The organism is Blastococcus goldschmidtiae, assembly GCF_031845325.1.
In the GTDB taxonomy this organism is placed as follows: domain Bacteria; phylum Actinomycetota; class Actinomycetes; order Mycobacteriales; family Geodermatophilaceae; genus Blastococcus; species Blastococcus goldschmidtiae.
Genome location: NZ_JAVREI010000002.1, coordinates 1 through 16,088 on the forward strand (window position 1 = coordinate 1; position 16,088 = coordinate 16,088).

General features: G+C 71.7%; 18 protein-coding genes. 8 read left to right on the forward strand and 10 right to left on the reverse strand.

Translation table 11 applies throughout. From position 1 onward, the window contains the following. A partial coding sequence (locus tag RM425_RS04755; protein WP_311344435.1) for an integrase core domain-containing protein occupies positions 1 to 132 on the forward strand: 132 nt, incomplete at its 5' end. 41 nt (positions 133 to 173) lie between these two features. Here RM425_RS04755 and RM425_RS04760 read toward each other — a convergent pair. From RM425_RS04760 to paaA, 7 genes are all read right to left on the reverse strand, one after another. Further along, entirely contained in the window at positions 174 to 1,019 is an 846-nt protein-coding gene (locus tag RM425_RS04760; protein ID WP_311344035.1) for an alpha/beta fold hydrolase, read from the reverse strand. A gap of 103 nt (positions 1,020 to 1,122) precedes the next feature. Further along, on the reverse strand, positions 1,123 to 2,178 hold the full coding sequence (locus RM425_RS04765) for a class I SAM-dependent methyltransferase (RefSeq protein WP_311344036.1): 1,056 nt from the start codon (positions 2,176 to 2,178) through the stop codon (positions 1,123 to 1,125). Between the two features lie 621 nt (positions 2,179 to 2,799). Further along, entirely contained in the window at positions 2,800 to 3,891 is a 1,092-nt protein-coding gene (gene paaE / locus RM425_RS04770) for a 1,2-phenylacetyl-CoA epoxidase subunit PaaE (protein ID WP_311344037.1), read from the reverse strand. Beyond that, complete coding sequence (gene paaD / locus RM425_RS04775) at positions 3,892 to 4,407, reverse strand: 1,2-phenylacetyl-CoA epoxidase subunit PaaD (RefSeq protein ID WP_311344038.1); 516 nt, start codon at positions 4,405 to 4,407, stop codon at positions 3,892 to 3,894. Beyond that, on the reverse strand, positions 4,404 to 5,315 hold the full coding sequence (gene paaC, locus RM425_RS04780) for a 1,2-phenylacetyl-CoA epoxidase subunit PaaC (protein WP_311344039.1): 912 nt from the start codon (positions 5,313 to 5,315) through the stop codon (positions 4,404 to 4,406). Before paaC ends, paaD begins: the two co-directional genes overlap by 4 nt. Positions 5,316 to 5,413: 98 nt before the next feature. After that, complete coding sequence (gene paaB / locus RM425_RS04785) at positions 5,414 to 5,782, reverse strand: 1,2-phenylacetyl-CoA epoxidase subunit PaaB (protein WP_449495076.1); 369 nt, start codon at positions 5,780 to 5,782, stop codon at positions 5,414 to 5,416. Then, positions 5,779 to 6,750, reverse strand: coding sequence for a 1,2-phenylacetyl-CoA epoxidase subunit PaaA (gene paaA, locus RM425_RS04790; RefSeq protein WP_311344040.1), 972 nt, complete (start codon positions 6,748 to 6,750; stop codon positions 5,779 to 5,781). Before paaA ends, paaB begins: the two co-directional genes overlap by 4 nt. A gap of 87 nt (positions 6,751 to 6,837) precedes the next feature. On the opposite strand from paaA, the gene paaK reads away from it, so the two are divergent. The 3 genes from paaK to RM425_RS04805 all read left to right on the forward strand — a co-directional run bounded on the left by paaK (position 6,838) and on the right by RM425_RS04805 (position 10,695). After that, positions 6,838 to 8,181, forward strand: coding sequence for a phenylacetate--CoA ligase PaaK (gene paaK / locus RM425_RS04795; RefSeq protein WP_311344041.1), 1,344 nt, complete (start codon positions 6,838 to 6,840; stop codon positions 8,179 to 8,181). Further along, positions 8,178 to 8,792: a TetR/AcrR family transcriptional regulator gene (locus tag RM425_RS04800; RefSeq protein WP_311344042.1), complete on the forward strand. Its 615-nt coding sequence runs from the start codon at positions 8,178 to 8,180 to the stop codon at positions 8,790 to 8,792. The genes paaK and RM425_RS04800 overlap by 4 nt, the downstream gene beginning before the upstream one ends. Before the next feature lie 499 nt (positions 8,793 to 9,291). After that, positions 9,292 to 10,695 carry a threonine/serine exporter family protein gene (locus RM425_RS04805; protein ID WP_311344043.1) on the forward strand — a complete coding sequence of 468 codons (1,404 nt, stop codon included), beginning with the start codon at positions 9,292 to 9,294 and terminating at the stop codon, positions 10,693 to 10,695. A gap of 63 nt (positions 10,696 to 10,758) precedes the next feature. Here RM425_RS04805 and RM425_RS04810 read toward each other — a convergent pair whose 3' ends face one another. Beyond that, positions 10,759 to 11,535, reverse strand: a complete 777-nt coding sequence (locus tag RM425_RS04810; RefSeq protein WP_311344044.1) for an SGNH/GDSL hydrolase family protein — start codon at positions 11,533 to 11,535, stop codon at positions 10,759 to 10,761. 137 nt (positions 11,536 to 11,672) lie between these two features. On the opposite strand from RM425_RS04810, the gene RM425_RS04815 reads away from it, so the two are divergent. After that, complete coding sequence (locus RM425_RS04815; RefSeq protein ID WP_311344045.1) at positions 11,673 to 12,287, forward strand: nucleoside/nucleotide kinase family protein; 615 nt, start codon at positions 11,673 to 11,675, stop codon at positions 12,285 to 12,287. Here the strand turns inward: RM425_RS04815 and RM425_RS04820 are convergent. After that, positions 12,247 to 12,846 (reverse strand): TetR/AcrR family transcriptional regulator, encoded by a 600-nt coding sequence (locus RM425_RS04820; RefSeq protein WP_311344046.1) that lies wholly within the window; start codon positions 12,844 to 12,846, stop codon positions 12,247 to 12,249. The genes RM425_RS04815 and RM425_RS04820 overlap by 41 nt on opposite strands. Positions 12,847 to 13,020: 174 nt before the next feature. Between RM425_RS04820 and RM425_RS04825 the strand changes: the two genes are divergently transcribed. From RM425_RS04825 to RM425_RS04835, 3 genes are all read left to right on the forward strand, one after another. Next, the gene (locus tag RM425_RS04825; protein WP_091763658.1) at positions 13,021 to 13,794 is read left to right on the forward strand and encodes an SDR family NAD(P)-dependent oxidoreductase; all 774 of its coding nucleotides are present in this window, start codon (positions 13,021 to 13,023) and stop codon (positions 13,792 to 13,794) included. Positions 13,795 to 13,909: 115 nt separating this feature from the next. After that, the gene (locus tag RM425_RS04830; RefSeq protein ID WP_396137025.1) at positions 13,910 to 14,680 is read left to right on the forward strand and encodes a crotonase/enoyl-CoA hydratase family protein; all 771 of its coding nucleotides are present in this window, start codon (positions 13,910 to 13,912) and stop codon (positions 14,678 to 14,680) included. Between the two features lie 98 nt (positions 14,681 to 14,778). Beyond that, positions 14,779 to 15,300, forward strand: a complete 522-nt coding sequence (locus RM425_RS04835; RefSeq protein ID WP_311344048.1) for a hemerythrin domain-containing protein — start codon at positions 14,779 to 14,781, stop codon at positions 15,298 to 15,300. 27 nt (positions 15,301 to 15,327) lie between these two features. Here the strand turns inward: RM425_RS04835 and RM425_RS04840 are convergent, their stop codons facing one another. Next, entirely contained in the window at positions 15,328 to 16,038 is a 711-nt protein-coding gene (locus RM425_RS04840; RefSeq protein ID WP_311344049.1) for a tyrosine-protein phosphatase, read from the reverse strand. Positions 16,039 to 16,088: the final 50 nt, after the last annotated feature.

A 16,088-nucleotide genomic window follows, 5' to 3' on the forward strand; every position in this document is an offset into this window, starting at 1 on the left:
AACTCCGAGTCAGCGCGGCTCGCGGCCCTGCCAGCATGGGTCCACCAGTACAACCACCATCGGCCCCACTCAGCGGTCGGGAAGCTGCCACCCATCACCAGGTTGAACAACCTGGCTGGGCATCACAACTAGCTGGCGTGGGCTGAGCGGCTTGGCGCCGCGGCCGTGGCCAATCACGAGGACGCCGTTCCGCTGTTGCTCAGCTTGTGCAGAACGGGACGCAGCCAAGCCAGCAATGCCTCCGGGTGGGTCGCCTGCGGGACATGCCCGCCGGGCGTCTCCACGAGTGGCGTTCCGAGCTGGGTGGCCAACCACGTGGCGGCCTCGTAGTACCAGTAGCCGTCGCTTGCCCGGTCAGTGTGCTCTGCTCCCGTTGTGACGACGCTCGGAACCCGCATCGCCCCTAGCTCCGCTGAGTCAGGGAGATAGGTCGCCAACTCCGGAAGCTCTGACCCGAAGACCGCCTCACCGTTTTCGACGCATCGGGTCACCAGCTCGGCGTCGAGCGACTTGAGGGTCCCGAACGCCTCATCCCCGCAGGCCCAGCGCAGAAAGCTCTCGACCGCGACCGGACTTCCACCGCGTGCCATGCCCTCGCCGATGGCCGCCTCCAGACCAGCACCCACGGCCTCGGGCTGCGAGGTGACTGCGACGTACGGGGGCTCATGGAAGATCGCCCCTCGGAGCACGTCAGGCCGACGCAGTGCCCGGCTGGTCAGGTAGATGGCCCCTGAACTGCTCCCGTAGACCACCGCCGGTGCCAGCCCGAGCGCCGTCAGCAATGCCGCCACGTCGTCCGCTTGTTCGTCGACGGACCCCCCGCTCTGGTTCGGGGAGCCCCTACTTCGCGAGTTTCCCCGTCGGTCGAACGTCACCGCCGTGAACTCGTCCGCCAGGGCCTCCGCGACCCCTCCGAAGTGTCCGGCGTCGCCGGTGGCACCTGCGATGAACAGGACTGACGGTCCCTTACCGCGGCGCTCGTAGTACAGCGTCGTCCCGTTGACATCGATCGTGGTCATGGCCACTCGATCCCGAGCTGTAGGAACTGAAGCGGAACGCTTCATGTTGACCGGGCGGTCGACCCCGCCCGCTGGTCCCGCCCGGGACAGCAGGTAGCAGCGGTCAGGGGCGGGCCTCGAGCACCAGGTTGAAGGGCGTCTCGGTGGCCCGCCTGACGTGACGGAACCCTGCCTCGTTGAGCAGCTCAGCGAGCCGTGCTTCCACGGCCTGGGCGCCGAGCGCCGTTCGTGGCTCCTCCATCATCGAGTGCGCTACGCAGATCACCGTCGACGCCCCGTAGTAGAGCCGGCCGACCGGGTTGAGGTTGTCCTCGAGCCGGTCGTTGGCGTACGGCTCAACCAGTAGGAAGGTGCCGCCGTCGGCAAGGGTCTCGCGGACGTGCCGTGCCGCCGCGAGGGGGTCGGGCATGTCGTGGAGCGCGTCGAAGATGGCCACCAGGTCGTAGCCCTCGCCCGGGAAGTCAGCGGCGCTCGCTACCTCGAATGAGGCCCGGTCGGCGAGCCCGGCGTCGACGGCGCGCTTGCGGGCCTGTTCGACCGAGGGCGCGTGGTAGTCGAAGCCGACGATCTCAGACGCGGGGTAGGACGAGGCCAGCAGGATCGTCGAGGAGCCGTGGCCGCAGCCGACATCGGCGACCCGGGCGCCCGCGCGCAGCTTGTCCTCCACGCCGTCCAGTGCCGGGATCCACGAGGAGGCGAGATTGGCTACGTAGCCCGGCCGGAAGAACCGCTCGGTCCCCTCGAACAACCGCGCATCGTGCGCATGCCAGGGGAAGCCTTCGCCGCTGTGGATCGCCTCGGTGATCCGATCGAGGTTGGAGGCGGCCGCCAGGGGGATGAGAAACGCGGCGGCTGCCTGCATGCCGCTGGGGTCGGCGAGCACGAACGCCTGCTCCTCGGTGAGAGAGAACCGCTCGCTCTCCGGGTCATAAGTGACATACCCGCCCGCCGCCTGTGCGGCCAGCCACTCCTTCATGTACCGCTCATGGACACCGGCTTCTTCGGCGACGTCGGCAGGTGTGGCGGGCATGACGGCCAGCAAGGCCCGGTAGAGCCCGAGCCGGTCTCCGAGTATGGCGCCGATGGCCTGGAAGCTCCCTCCCACGTCGACGACGAACCGCCCGAGCAGGTCGTTCAGCTTCGCCTCGTCCACGGTCACGACGGACTCCTCTTGTGGTGGCTGGGATCCCCGTGACGCCCAATGTCCCGCCGGACACCCTGCTCCGACAGGGAAACAGGTCCCGTCGATTGCCTTGCCGGCCCGGGCCAGCAGTAGCGGGAGCAGTCGCCGCCCCAGGTGAAGTCCGCTGGCGTGGTGTGTGACGGCTTCGCGCGTGAGCTGCACAGCCGGCGCGCGCGCTCACGGTCGTCGCCCCCCAGGTGTACCTGGGCGAGACCAAGACGGAGGACAGCGACCGCACGGTGGCATTGGACGCCCGCTCGGTCGACGCCCTCCGGGCGCACCGCAAGCGCCAGGCAGCAGAAAGGCTGGTGATGGGAAGTGGGTGGGCCGGTGAGTCGGCGTAGTTCACGCCGGCGGCCGAGACGTCGTGCAGGGTCTGACCCGGCCCCGCCTCCGGCTCGGGACGTCGACGACGGTCAGGACCTCGGGACCACCGAACTCGGTGATCTGCACAGCACGCATGCAGCTCAGGCTGGGCCCGGCGCTGCCCCGCCTCACCCCGGCGTCCCCTCGATCCTCCACCGGTGCACGAGGTGGCGGCGTTCAGCTGATCTTCCATGCCGGGCAGGCGCGACCGGGGGGACTACGCCGGCACCGTCAGGCGTCGAAATCGATGGTCACCACGTCTGTGACCGGCAGGGTCTGGCAGGTCAGCACGTAGCCCGCGGCGACCTCCTCGGCCTCGAGTGCGTAGTTGCGCCGCATGACCACCTCGCCGTCGGTGACCCGCGCCCGGCAGGTGCCGCACACCCCGCCCCTGCAGGCGAAGGGCAGATCTCCGCGCACCTTCTGGGCGGAGTCGAGGACCGACTCGTTCCGCGGTAGGGCGACGGTCGTGGACCGGCCGTCGAGCACCACGGTCACCTGGCTGCTCGGCCCCGTGACGGTCTCCTCGTCACCGCGCACAGGCTCCGGCGGGACGTCGTCGACGTAGAAGAGTTCCTGGTGGACCTTCTCGGTCGGGACATCGAGCTCGGCGAGCAGTGCCCGGGCGTCATCGACCATCCCGTGCGGCCCGCACAGCCACCAGTGGTCGACGTCCGGGGTGTCGACGAGATTGCCGACCAGCGCGCGCAGCCGCTCGCCGTCGAGCCGGCCGTTGATCAGCTCGGCGTCGCGCGGCTCCCGGGACAGCACATGCACCAGCTGCAGCCGCGGGCCGTAGCGGTCCTTCAGGTCGGCGAGCTCGTCGGCGAACATCACCGTGTTCGTGCGCCGGTTGCCGTAGAAAACCGTGACCGTCGACTCCCCGTCCCGCAGCACGGTCCCTGCCAGCGACAGCGCCGGCGTGATGCCCGACCCGGCGACGACGAAGACGTGGTCCCCCGGCACGGAGAGGTCGGCGGTGAAGGTGCCCGACGGGGGCAGGACGTCGACGGTGTCGCCGGGCTGCACCTGGTGGACCAGGTAGGAGGAGAAGAAGCCGCCGGGGACCTCGCGGACGCCGACCCGCGGCTGCGCCCCCATCGGCGCGCAGATCGAGTACGACCGGCGCTCGTCGCGATCGCCGACGACGCGGCGGAGGGTGAGCGCCTGGCCGGGCTTGAAGCGGTAGTCCTCGACCAGGTCGTCGGGGACGTCGAAGGTGACCGCGACGGCGTCATCGGTCAGCTTCTCGACCTTCGCCACGGTGAGGGGATGGAACTGCGGGCGGCGGCGGGCGGTTCCGGGCGCCTCGGTCGTCGTCACTCAGATCTCCTTGACGTGCTCGAAGGGCTCGCGGCAGCTGCGGCAGCGGCGCAGCGCCTTGCAGGCGGTGGCGCCGAACTCCGAGAGCTCCTCGGTGTCGGCCGAGCCGCACAGCGGGCAGGACGCCGTCCGGCGGGTCGGGCCCAGCTGCAGCGGCACGGGGCCGTCGGAGCGGGCCGGGGCTTTCCCCGGCGGTGCGATGCCGCCGGCAGCGAGCTTGCGGCGGCCCTCGTCACTGATGCGGTCGGTGCTCCAGGCGGGGGAGAGAACGGTGCGGACGTCGACGTCGGCGAAGCCGGCCAGGTGCAGCGCGTGCACCAGATCGGCCCGCATGACGCCCATCGCCGGGCAGCCGGTGTAGGTGGGGGTGATCTCGACGACGACGGTGCCGTCGTCCTCGAGACGGGCGCCGCGCAGCACGCCGAGGTCGGCGAGGGTCACCATCGGCAGCTCGGGGTCGGTGACCCGGGCGGCCACCTCCCACGGGTCGACGTCGACCCGCGTCACGACGGTCACCAGGTCGCCGCCGGGTGCCGGCGTGCCAGGCCCTGAAGGCCCTCGAGCAGCTCGGTCAGCTCTGGGCCGTGCTCGCCCAGGCGGCCGCGCGGGGGAGCGTCGGCCGGCCAGTCGGGCAGTCGGAGGGTGGCTCGCCCGAGGACTTCGGTCAGCACCGACTGCACCTCCTCGCGGGTGGTCGCCGGGTCGACGCCGACCCGGTCGGCGGTCAGTCGACGTTCGACCTCGGTGGGCGAGAAGACGTCGGCCAGCAGCGGCCAGACGGCGTCCACGCCCCTTTGTGCGCGCAGGTGCGACTCCTCGGTGCCGTCGCCCAGGCGGAGCAGCCAGCGTGCGGCGTGGTCCCGGTGATAGGCCAGCTCGTGCACGCCCTTGCCGGCGATCGCGGCGAGCACCGGATCGCGGGACTCGCGCAGCCGGGCGAAGACCGCCAACCGGACCGTGGAGGCGACGAGCAGCCGCGCGATGGTCTGCGCGAAGTCGCCGTTGGGGGCGGCCACGAGGGCGGTGCTGCGGAACTCGCCGGGGGCGCGGAAGTAGGCCAGCGCGTCCTCGTCGGGGATCGAATCGGTGGCGCGCTGCCGGGACCGGCCGAGTACTCCCACCGAGCCGGCGCGAGCCAGCAGCAGCCGGGCCTGGCCCAACAAATCGAGGGCGACGTTGGCGACGGCGACCTCCTCCTCGAGTTCAGGGGAGGCGGTGACCCACTCGGTCAGCCGCTGGGCGAGCACGAGGGCGTCGTCGCCGAGCATGAGGCAGTACTCGCCGAGTTCTGCCGGATCCACTCCGTCCGGGACGGTGGTGTCCACGCCGGCGAGCGGCTCGTCGAAGCCGGTGCCGAAGGCCCACTGACCCTCGCCGCCGTGAGCGTGGTCCAGCGCGTCGTAGACGGTTTCCTCATGCGCCATGCGAACCCTCTCTTCCGGGCACGGAGTGCTCGGCCGTCGGCCTTCTCTCAGGGGCTGGCCCGCCGAGGAACGAGGCGGGTCGGGGGAGGGGAGATCCTTCAGATGTGGGGGACGTCCCCGGGGATGTCGTAGAAGGTGGGGTGCCGGTAGACCTTGTCGCCGCTGGGGGCGAACATGGGGTCCTTCTCGTCGGGGCTGGATGCGGTGATCTCCGCGGCCTTGACCACCCAGATGCTGACGCCCTCGTTGCGCCGGGTGTAGAGGTCACGTGCCGCATGGAGGGCCATCTCGTCGTCCGGCGCGTGCAGCGAGCCGACGTGCACGTGATTGAGCCCCCGCTTGCCGCGCACGAAGCACTCGTAGAGCGGCCAGTCGCGACGGGTGAGTGCCGGCTTCGCTTCGACCGGCACCGCGGGCCCGGTGGGGACGGCGCCGTGCCCACCCTCGGCGGTGACGTCGGTGCTCATCGGGCCGCCACCTCCGTGTGCTTCACCGCGTAGGCGGTGGCCGCCTCGATGACCCAGGCGTTGTCGTCCCTGGCCGACCGCCGGCGGGCGATCCGCTCGGCGTTGGCCGGCCCGTTACCGCTGATCACCCGCTTGAGCTCGTCCCAGTCGATGGCGCCGAAGCGGTAGTGCCCCGTCTCGGCGTCGTACGCGAGGTCCGGGTCGGGCAGCGTCACGCCGAGGATCTCGGCCTGCGGGACCGACATGTCGACATAGCGCTGCCGGAGCTCGTCGTTGCTGTGCCGCTTGATGCCCCATGCCATCGACCGGGCCGAGTTGGGGCTGTCGTCGTCCGGCGGGCCGAACATCATCAGCGACGGCCACCACCACCGGTCGACGGCGTCCTGCACCATCGCCCGCTGCTCGGGCGTGCCGCGCATCATCGTGAGCAGGAGTTCGTAGCCCTGTCGTTGGTGGAAGGACTCCTCCTTGCACACGCGGATCATCGCCCGCGCGTACGGGCCGTAGGAGCTGCGGCAGAGCGGCACCTGGTTGCAGATGGCGGCGCCGTCGACCAGCCAGCCGATGACGCCGACGTCGGCGTAGGTGAGCGTCGGATAGTTGAAGATCGAGCTGTACTTCTGCCGGCCCTCGATGAGCTTGTCGGTGAGGTCGGCCCGGTCGGCGCCGAGGGTCTCCGCCGCCGCATACAGGTACATGCCGTGCCCGGCCTCGTCCTGCACCTTGGCCAGCAGGATCGCCTTGCGGCGCAGGCTCGGGGCGGCCAGCAGCCAGTCACCTTCGGGCTGCATGCCGATGATCTCCGAGTGCGCGTGCTGCGCGATCTGCCGGATCAGCGTCTTCCGGTAGCCCTCGGGCATCCAGTCGCGCGGCTCGATGCGGTGCCCGGCGGCGATCGTGGCGTCGAACTGGCGCAGCAGGGCCGACTCGTCGGGAGGTGCAGCACGGTCCAGCGGAGGCGCGGACATCGAGACTCCTCGGCTATTTACTGACCAAGCGGTCAGGAATAGTGTGACGCACGCAACGCCGGCACACAAGCGACCAGAACGGCGACGATGACCACGACCGACGGCACGACGGCACGACGGCGCGTGGGCTCCCCGCCCGACGCGGCGTCACTGGACGCGGTCGAGCGCATGGGCCTCGACGAACTGCGGGCCCTCCAGCTGGAGCGGCTGCAGGGGACGCTGCGGTACGCCTACGACAACGTGCCGCACTACCGGCGCGCCTTCGACACCGGCGGCGTGCACCCCGACGACTGCCGCGAGCTGGCCGATCTCGCGAAGTTCCCGACCACGAGCAAGGCCGACCTGCGCGACAACTACCCCTTCGGCATGTTCGCCGTCCCGCAGGACCGGGTGCGCCGCGTGCACGCGTCGTCGGGCACTACCGGCCGGCCCACCGTCGTCGGCTACACCGACCGCGACATCGACACCTGGGCCACGGTCATGGCCCGGTCCATCCGGGCGGCCGGTGGCCGTCCCGGCGACAAGCTGCACAACGCCTATGGGTACGGCCTGTTCACCGGGGGACTGGGCGCGCACTACGGCGCCGAGAAGCTCGGCTGCACGGTCATCCCGATCTCCGGGGGCATGACCCCGCGTCAGGTCCAGCTGATCCAGGACTTCCAACCGCGCGTGATCATGGTGACGCCGTCCTACATGCTGGCCATCATCGACGAGTTCGAGAAGCAGGGCATCGACCCGCGGTCGAGCTCGCTGCGGATCGGCATCTTCGGCGCTGAGCCGTGGACCGAGCAGATGCGCCAGGAGATGGAGGAGCGCCTCGACATCGAGGCCATCGACATCTACGGCTTGTCCGAGGTCATGGGCCCGGGCGTCGCGCAGGAGTGCGTGGAGACCAAGGACGGCCTGCACGTCTGGGAGGACCACTTCTACCCGGAGGTCATCGAGCCGTTCACCGGCGAGGTGCGGCCGGCGGGGGAGGGGGGTGAACTGGTCCTCACGTCCCTGACCAAAGAGGCCATGCCGGTTGTCCGCTACCGGACCCGCGACCTCACCCGGCTGCTCCCGGGAACGGCGCGGCCGGGGATGCGCCGGATGGAGAAGGTCACCGGCCGCACCGACGACATGATCATCCTGCGGGGGGTGAACCTCTTCCCGACCCAGATCGAGGACATCGTGCTGCGCACCCAGGGACTGTCGCCACACTTCGCGATGGAGCTGAGCACCCGCGGCCGGATGGACCATCTGACGGTGCGCATCGAGGCTCGCCCCGACTGTTCTTCCGAGCGGCGTGACCCCGCCGCCCGCGAAGTCCAGAAAGGCATCAAGGACGGCGTCGGCACGAGCGTCGAGGTGCTCGTGGTGGACCCGGACACGCTTCCGCGCTCGGTGGGCAAGCTGCAGCGCCTGACCGATGACCGGGACCGCGCGTGAGTGTCGACGCCGTGCGAGTACCGGGACGCCGGGGCCGTCCGGGGCACTCGGTGGACTCGCTGCTCGACGGCGCCGTCGCGCTGTTCAACGAGCGCGGCTACGAGGCGACCAGCATGGACGAGCTGGCCGCGCGGCTCGGCATCACCAAGTCGGCGATCTACCACCACGTGCCGAGCAAGGTGGAGCTGCTGCGGCTGGCGCTCGACCGCGCGCTGGACGCGCTGTTCGCCGTCACCCAGGAGGCCGGAGCCTCCACCGGGCCGGCGATCGACCGGCTGGAGTACGTCGTCCGCGGGTCGGTCCGGGTGCTGGCCGCGGAGCTGCCGTTCGTCACGCTGCTGCTGCGGCTGCGCGGCAACACGGAGGTCGAGCGGACGGCTCTGCAGCGGCGCCGGGAGTTCGACCGCATCGTCACCGGCCTCGTCCGCGCCGCCGAGCACGAGGGCGACGTGCGCACCGATGTCGATCCCGCCCTCGTCAGCCGCCTCCTCTTCGGCACCGTCAACTCACTCACCGAGTGGTATCGCCCCGGAGGTGATCTGTCGGCCGAGGACCTTTCCGACGCCGTCGTCACGATCACGTTCTCCGGCCTCCGCACCACCCCTGGCTGACTCACCCCGGGCTTCACGGCGGGCCCGGACGCGCGGGGCGGGGACGAAGGAACCAGGCGGAATCGGCGTGGGTGGGGCCGGCTCGGTCGCCGGCGTGCTCCATGCGGAACGCTCGCGGCGACATCCCGTAGGTCGAGCGGAACGACGTGGAGACGTGAGAGGCGTCGACCAGACGGGCCTCGTCGCTCCAGGCCGCGCTGGACGTGAGGTCAGGTGGGCGACAGTCGGTGGTGGGTGTCGGCGTAGTCGACGGCGGCGGCGGAGACGTCGTGCAGGGCCCGCACCCGCCTCCGGCTCCGGGACGTCGACGACGTCGAGGACCTCGGGACCGCCGAAGCGGGTGATCTGCACGGCCTGCCTGTCCCGACCCCAGAGCCGTCCCACGGCCCCGTGCCGTCGAGGGGCACAGATGAGTGCCTGCGTCGACGAGGCCCGAGACCCCGGCGCCGTCCCGTGGTCGCCGGCCGCATCCTCCGCCACCACTCCGTAGCCTGGCGTCGTGTCCTCCACCAGCCGGGACCGCAGCTGGCGGTTGACCCGCCTGCCGGACCGGGCGCGGAAGGCTCTCGCCGGTTCCGGTCCGCCGACGGCGCCGTTCGCCCTGCACGTCCAGCCCAGCCGGGTCGACGCGGCCACCGCGCGCTCGGCGCTCGGTCTGGCCCTCCGCATCGGGGAGTCGATGATGGCCGTCGGGGCGTCGGCGGCCGACGTGACCGCCATGGTGCTCCGCGTGGCAGCGGCTTACGGACTGACCGACTGCCAGGTCGACGTCACCTTCACGTCGCTGACGATCAGCTATGCCCCGGACGACGCGACCCCGCTCGTGCTGATGCGCATCGTGCGCCCCCGTGGCCTGGACTACACCCGGCTGCAGGGCATCACCGACCTGGCGGCAGCGGTGATGGCGGAGGAGCTGGACCTGAAGGAGGCCCACCGCCGGTTGGACGACGTCCTGTCCGCGCCGCACCCCTACCGTCGGCCGATCCACGCGCTCGGGTGGTCGGGGGTGGCCGGCTGCGTCGCCTTCCTGCTCGGCGGTGGCTGGCTGGTGGCCCTGGTCGCAGCGGTGACCACGGCCGCCATCGAGCTGATGATCCGCGCGCTCGGCCGGCGTGGGCTTCCGGCGTTCTTCCAGCAGGTCGCCGGCGCTGCGGTGGCCACCGGGGCGGCCGTCCTCCTCGTCGTGATGGAGGTGGAGGTCCGCACCTCGTTGGTCGTCGCCGCGGGGATCGTGGTGCTCCTGGCCGGCCTCTCGTTCGTGGGCGCTGCCGAGGACGCGATCAGCGGCTTCCCGGTCACCGCCGCGGCCCGGGCCTTCGAGGTCCTGACGTTGACGACCGGCATCGTCGTCGGCATCGCCGCGGTCCTGGACCTGGCGCGGCGGGCACAGGTCCCGCTCCGCGTGCTCGACCCGTCGACGTTCACCGTGCCGTTCGCCGTGTCGTTGGCGGCCGCAGCCGGGATGGCCGGGTTCTGGGCGGTGGCGTCGCATGCCCGCCTGGTTGCCGTCGGAGTGGCGACGGTGGCCGGTGCGCTGGCGTGGACCACGTGGTCCACGGCTGCCGCGTTCGGCGCCGGCGCAGCAGTGGCGAGTGCGGCGGCGGCCGTCGTCGTCGGCTTCTCCGGTGAGGCGCTGACCGACCGGCTGCGGATCCCGCCCCTGCTCGTCGCGGTCTGCGGCATCGTCCCGCTGCTGCCCGGGCTCGCGGTCTACCGGGGCCTCTTCGCCGTCGTCGTGGAGTCCGACGTGTCGGAAGGGGTGAACGCACTCGTGGGGGCCGCGGCGATCGGGCTGGCCCTCGCCGCAGGTGTCGTGCTGGGCCGGTACTTCGGCCGGCCGCTGGGCGGCAGCCAGGACCGCTTCGACCGCCGGGTGCGACGCCGGGGGACCAGCACGTCCTGAGGCCGGAGGAACGGCTCGCCCTCGCCGGACACGAAGCGGGCGGCGACCCGACCAGCCTCACAGTCAGTCGAGCAGCCGGACCAGCTCCTCGGCGACCCGAGCCATGCCGAGGGCATTCGGGTGGAACGACGCCGCGCTGGACGCGGGATCGGTCAGCAGCCCCCTGACCCAGGGTTCAGCGGAGTCCAGGCCGTGATCGCGGCTGACGTGCGACATGCAGAGCAGCTCGGCGCCCGACCGCTCGGCAGCCCCAACGTAGGCGTCCTCCAGCATGGTCCTCATCCGGAGGAACAGGTCGCGCTCCGCGTCGTCGAACCACGCGGCGCCGCTCGTTCCTCCACCGAGGACCATCAGGTAGTCCACGAGCACGATGCGGGCCTTCTCGGTGCGGGCGGACACGCCCTCGACGATGTGGACCAGCCCGGTCTCCGCCCTCGCGACCATCTCGTCCGAGGGTTCCTGCAGCCCGTCGGGGAACCTCGGCGCGAGGAACCGGTTCACCGGGTGCGCGGGATCAAGTCTCCGGAAAGCGGCGAACAGCATGGAGCCCGTGTAGTTCAGGTCGTTGCCGCCTGCGGTGATCGTCACGACGTCGGCGTTCCGCGGCACGCCCTCGATCTGCGGGGCGTACACCTTCCCGCTCATCGTCGTCTGCGGCTCGTCGAGGATCGTGGCGGTCGTGGCGCCCGACACGGTGAGGTCGACGAGCTCGGCGCCGAGACGCGCCGCCGCCAGGTGGGGATAGTTGCGACCCGACCGCCCCGCGTCCGCGTCGACGACCGGCGGGATGAAGGGGCCGGCTGCGAACGAGCTGCCGAGGGAGACCACGGTGAGCGCCATGGGGGGAGCCTCGCACCGCGCGGCCGTTGTCGGCCCGCGTGTCCCCGCTCCGCAGAGGCCCGCCGGATGGACGTGGCGAGTTCGGACCCCGTCGGAGGAGCACCTACAGGCGGTCGGGTCGGGCTGATACTGCCGCTGTGGGTGTGCGCAACTACCTGGTCGAGGGCGTCTCGGGCACCGGCAAGACGTCGGTCTGCCACGAGCTGAACCGGCGCGGCCACCACGCGATCAACGGCGACAGGGAACTGGCGTACCAGGGGGACCCCGAGACCGGCGAGCCGGTCGACGGCGCATCGCACGAGAACCACATCTGGGACGTGGGCCGGGTGCGGGCACGGGTGGCCGACCGGAGCACGCCCGTCACCTTCTTCTGCGGGGGCTCCCGCAACTTCTCGACGTTCATCGACCTGTTCGACGAGGTCTTCGTCCTCGACGTCGATCTCGACACCGTGCACCGACGCCTCGAGCAGCGACCGCATGGCGAGTGGGGATCGGAACGATCCGAGCGGGACCTCGTCTTCCGGCTGCACCGGACCGGGGAGGACCTCCCCGGAACGGGCGTCGTCATCGACGCGACGAGACCGCTGGCCGATGTCGTCGACGCCATCCTTCGTCACACGGGATCGATCGACGACGACGGGCCGGCCTGGAGAGCTGTCTCCGCACGATCCCGGAGTCGGACTGCGCGGCGACGACGTCGTCTGTGGCCGCTCAGGGGCCGATGGCTGCGTGGGGAGCGACGAGGGCGGTGAAGGTGCCCGCCAGCCGGCGGCTGAACTCGTCGTCGACCGGCGACCCGGTGAGGGCGACCCGGGCCAGCAGGGGGGAGAGGAGCAGCTCGACCAGCATGCCGACGTCGGTGTCCGGCGGCAGCTCGCCCCGCGCGATCGCCCGCTCGAACGGCAGTCGCATGAAGGCCGTGTCCTGCCGGGCCAGCTCGTGCAGGCCGGCGCGCAGCTCCGGGTCGTCGGCGGTGGCGCGCGTCTGGACGAACGCGACGGTGGTCGGACTCCGGAACAGCCGGGTCAGGCCCTGGACCAGCGCCTCGACGTCGGCGGCCAGGCTGCCCTCGTCGACCCTCGGATAGTGCTCGAGCTCTCCGGCGACGAGCACGTCCCGCACGAGCTGCGCCTTGGTGGCCCACTGGCGGTACAGCGTGGACTTGTGGACGCCGGCAGCGGCCGCGACGTCCTCGAGGCGCATCGCGGCGTACCCCTCGGCGACCAGCAGGCGGCGGACGGCGGCGTGGACGTCCTCGCGGACGCGGTCGCTCAGACCCCGCGGCCGCCCGCGGTTGCTCGGCTCGCTCACCCGCGCAGCGTCGCACGGGCACGACTGCGGTCCATCTTTTCCGCGACGGATCGTTGCAAGAAATGCACCGGCCTGGCTAGCGTCACGGTGCGCCAGGCGCCGGGGCACCCTGCGAGCACGCCGGTCCGCACCGCCGCCCGCCGCGACCGTCGTCGTCCGAAACAGGGAGTACCCGTGCAGCTCGAGAATGTGTCCGCGATCGTCACCGGAGGCGCGTCCGGACTGGGGGCCGCCACCGCTCGCGCCCTCGCCGCCCGGGGCGCCAAGGTCGTCGTCGCCGACATCGCCGACGACAAGGGCAATGCCCTCGCCACCGAGATCGACGGCGCGTTCGCCCACGTCGACGTCACCAAGACCGACGACATCATCGCCGCCACCGAACTGGCCAAGACGATCGGCCCGCTGCGGGTGCTGGTGAACTGCGCCGGCATCGGCTCGGCCAGCCGGACCGTCGGTCGCGGCGGCTACGAGACCGCCTTCGACCTGAACACCTTCCGCCGGGTCCTCGAGATCAACACCATCGGCACCTTCGACTGCATCCGCATCGTCGGCACGGCCATGGCGCAGGAAGAGCCGCTGGAGGACGGCGAGCGGGGCTCCATCCTCAACACCGCCTCCGTCGCCGCGCTCGACGGCCAGATCGGCCAGGCCGCCTACTCCGCCTCGAAGGGCGCCGTCGTCTCCATGACGCTGCCGATCGCCCGCGACCTCTCCGCCATCGGCGTGCGCGTGAACACCATCGCCCCCGGTCTCATCGACACCCCGATCTACGGCTCGGGCGAGGCCTCCGAGGCGTTCAAGGACAAGCTCAAGCGCGACGTGCTCTTCCCCAAGCGCCTGGGCTACTCCGAGGAGTTCGCCACCCTCGCCGTCGAGGTGCTGGCCAACAGCTACATGAACGCCGAGCTGATCCGCCTCGACGGCGGCGCCCGCCTCCAGCCGAAGTGATCTGGAGCCGGGGGGGGCGCCCCCGGGGCTGACAGCGGCTGCGCCCCCGGCCGGAACGCACCACGCATTCCCACCGCACGACCCCCCGCCACGAACGCGTGACCGACCGAAGGAGATGGCTGTGTCCGACGAGGTGCTGCTGGACCGCCGGGACGGCGTCCTGATCATCACGATCAACCGGCCGGAGGCGCGCAACGCCCTGAACAAGGCGGTGGCGGACGCCGTTGCGGCCGCCGCCGACGAGCTGGACTCGTCGGACGACCTGCGCGTCGGCGTCCTGACCGGCGCGGGGGGCACCTTCTCGTCCGGGATGGACCTGAAGGCCTTCGTGCGCGGCGAGACCCCGAGCATCCCGGGGCGCGGGTTGTGCGGGATCACCGAGACCCCGCCGCGCAAGCCGCTGATCGGTGCCGTCGAGGGCTGGGCGCTGGCCGGTGGCTTCGAGCTGCTGCTCGCGTGCGACCTGATCGTCGCCGCGGAGGACGCCCGGTTCGGTGTCCCCGAGGTGAAGCGCTCGCTCGTGGCTGCCGGTGGCGCCGCCCTCGCGCTCCCTCGGCGGATCCCGCAGGCCATCGCACTGGAGCTGCTGCTCACCGGCGAGCCGATCAGCGCCTCCCGGGCCGCCGACGTCGGCCTGGTCAACCGGGTGACCGCACCCGGCGAGGCGCTGGACGGGGCGCTGGCCCTGGCCGCCGTCATCGCGGCGAACGGACCGCTCGCCGTGGCCGCCACCAAGCACATCGTCCGCTCTGCCCCGGACTGGACGTTCCGGCAGGGCTGGGACGAGCAGGGCAAGATCACCGCGCCGGTCTTCGCCAGCGAGGACGCGCGCGAGGGCGCGACGGCCTTCGCGGAGAAGCGCGCGCCCCGGTGGAAGAACCGCTGACCTCCCGCCCGACCCCGTAGCCGCCGCGCTCATCCGGCGGCAGCCACCGCGTCCCGTTCCTGACTGTTGCGCGCAACGGGGACGGGTATGGGTGCGACATGTCCGACTTCGAGATCACCGCCCTGGTCCTTGCCGAGCACGAGATCTTCCGGCGGGACTTCGCCGCGCTCGACGACCTGAGCGGTGAGGAGCTCGCCGACGCGTGGGGTGCGTTGCACGCCAAGCTCGAGGTGCACGCCGTCGCCGAGGAGCAGCTGTTCTACCCGTTGCTCGCGCAGGAGGCGGACGGCGAGCAGGAGACGGCCGACGGGGTGCACGACCACAACGAGATCCGGCACGCCGCGGCCGCGGTCGAGGAGCACGAGGTCGGCAGCGAGGCCTGGTGGGAGGCGGTGCGGAACGCGCGGCAGGTCAACGCCGACCACATGGCCGAGGAGGAGACGGAGTTCTTCCCTCCGTTCAAGGACGCCGTCGACGACGAGCAGCGCGAGGCCCTCGGGATGCGCTGGCTGGCCTTCCACGACGAGCACGAGGAGGCCGAGGGGCTGTCCGGTGACGACGCGAAGGTGGCCGAGGTGGTCGCGATCGAGGTGCCGGAGGGCGACCCGTCCGTCCAGTGATCCCGCGGCAGGCGGGCTGCTCCGACGTCAGGGCTCCACGCGCCGCCGGAGGGCGTCGATGGTGCCGTTCCCGAGACCGAGCCGGCGCAGGTAGCCGGAGGTCGAGCCGTACGCGGCGCTGACGTGATCGAGCATCCGCAGGACGGCATCGCCACCGGAGTGGCCCTCCCCGGGCGAGGCCGGTGCGCCGGGACCCGGCAGCTCCGGGACCAGGGCGTAGTCGGCGGCGATGACCTCGCGGTCGGCGCCGGCGAGGTCCAGGAGCAGGGCGATGACCATGCCGGTCCGGTCACGGCCGGCGCGGCAGCACACCAGCACCGGTCCCGGCCCCTGTGGCGACTCGGCCAGGGCGGCGAAGATGGCCGCGATGTGCGTGGCGTTGCGCTGCAGGCTGCTGCTGTAGATCTCGCCGAGCGTCCGGTACCGGCTGATGTCCGCACGTGCCTCGGCCGCCGGGTCGATCAGCGGCAGCGAGCGGTAGCCCGCGAGCTGCGCCAGGGGGTGCGGGCAGTCCCGCACCTCGTCGTGGGAGCGGAGGTCGAGGACCGCCTCGAAGCCGACGGCTCGGGCGGCGGCCACGTCGGCCTCGGTCACGTGCGCAGGCGTGTCCGCCCGGATGATGCGCCCCGACGGCACGCGCCTGCCGTCGGGCAGCTCCAGGCCCCCGAGGTCGGCGGAGTTGGCGAAGCCGGCCAGCAGCCCGCGGGTCCGGGCTCGGGGAGGTCCCGCAGCGGCCACCGCAGGACGGTAACCCCCGAGTCGGTCGCCGGCGGGAACGCCGGGTTCCG

Coding starts and splice junctions, on each gene's coding strand:
- RM425_RS04810 (WP_311344044.1), bottom strand. CDS start 11,535: ATGGCGCTCACCGTGGTCTCCCTCGGCAGCTCGTTCGCAGCCGGCCCC.
- RM425_RS04760 (WP_311344035.1), bottom strand. CDS start 1,019: ATGACCACGATCGATGTCAACGGGACGACGCTGTACTACGAGCGCCGC.
- paaK (WP_311344041.1), top strand. CDS start 6,838: ATGACCACGACCGACGGCACGACGGCACGACGGCGCGTGGGCTCCCCG.
- paaB (WP_449495076.1), bottom strand. CDS start 5,782: ATGAGCACCGACGTCACCGCCGAGGGTGGGCACGGCGCCGTCCCCACC.
- paaC (WP_311344039.1), bottom strand. CDS start 5,315: ATGGCGCATGAGGAAACCGTCTACGACGCGCTGGACCACGCTCACGGC.
- RM425_RS04835 (WP_311344048.1), top strand. CDS start 14,779: ATGTCCGACTTCGAGATCACCGCCCTGGTCCTTGCCGAGCACGAGATC.
- RM425_RS04830 (WP_396137025.1), top strand. CDS start 13,910: ATGGCTGTGTCCGACGAGGTGCTGCTGGACCGCCGGGACGGCGTCCTG.
- paaA (WP_311344040.1), bottom strand. CDS start 6,750: ATGTCCGCGCCTCCGCTGGACCGTGCTGCACCTCCCGACGAGTCGGCC.